This is a genomic window from Mycobacterium sp. E342 (genome assembly GCF_001667665.1).
Lineage (GTDB): Bacteria > Actinomycetota > Actinomycetes > Mycobacteriales > Mycobacteriaceae > Mycobacterium.
The window spans coordinates 1-876 of sequence record NZ_LZJM01000050.1; the positions used below are offsets into that span (position 1 = coordinate 1).

The 876-nt window shown below is 61.6% G+C and carries 2 protein-coding genes; one reads left to right on the forward strand and one right to left on the reverse strand.

Annotation, left to right across the window (positions count from 1 at the left end):
• Positions 1-459: class I SAM-dependent methyltransferase (locus A5692_RS02655; protein ID WP_197514326.1), on the forward strand; the 459-nt coding region annotated here is incomplete at its 5' end.
• Between the two features lie 21 nt (positions 460-480).
• On the opposite strand, the gene A5692_RS02660 is transcribed toward A5692_RS02655, so the two are convergent.
• Positions 481-876, reverse strand: a 396-nt coding sequence (locus A5692_RS02660; protein WP_082962330.1) for a class I SAM-dependent methyltransferase, incomplete at its 5' end; no start/stop codon positions are given.

The following is an 876-nucleotide window of genomic DNA, read 5'->3' on the forward strand; positions in this document are numbered from 1 at the left end:
ATCGGCGCCTTCGAGCATTTCGGCCGCCAGCCCTACGGGCGCTTCTTCAAGATGGCCTACCAAGCGCTGCCGTCCGACGGGGTGATGTTGTTGCACACCATCGTTCGCCCGTCCTTCAAAGACGCCCGGGCGCGGGGCATGAAGCTGACCCACGAGATCGTGCACTTCTCGCAGTTCATCTTGACCGAGATCTTCCCCGGCGGGTGGCTGCCGACACCGCAGACCGTCGGCGAGTACGCGGTCACGGCGGGCTTCGAGCTGACCAGGGTCCACTCGCTGCAGCTGCACTACGCGAGGACCCTGGAGACCTGGGCGGCCGCCCTCGAGGCCAATCGCGAGCAGGCCATCGCCATCCAGTCCCAAGAGGTCTACGACCGCTACATGAAGTACCTGACCGGGTGCGCGAAGCTGTTCCGCCAGGGTTACACCGACGTCGACCAGTTCACGTTGGAAAAGTAGCGGACCCCAGCCCCTCGCGACCTACTTCACGAGGGTGAACTGCCCGACATTGCTGATGCCCTTGCGGAAGAAGTTCTCACAGCCGGTCAGGTAGTGCATGTACTTGTTGTAGACCTCTTCGGACTGGATCTCGACCGCCCGTTGGCGGTTGGCCTCCAGGTTCGCCGCCCAGATGTTGAGCGTGCGCTCGTAGTGCTCCTGCAGCAATTGGACCTGCTGCACGGAGAACCCCGCTTCGCCGGCGAACCTGAAGATGTCTTCCTGCGCCGGTAATTGTCCGCCCGGGAAGATTTCAGTGCCAATGAACCGCGCGAATCGAAGGTCGTTCATCGTGATGGAGACGCCGCGTTCGTACTGCTGCTTCTGGGTGTAGGTCAAAATGGTATGCAATAACATGCGGCCGTCGTCGGGAAGAAT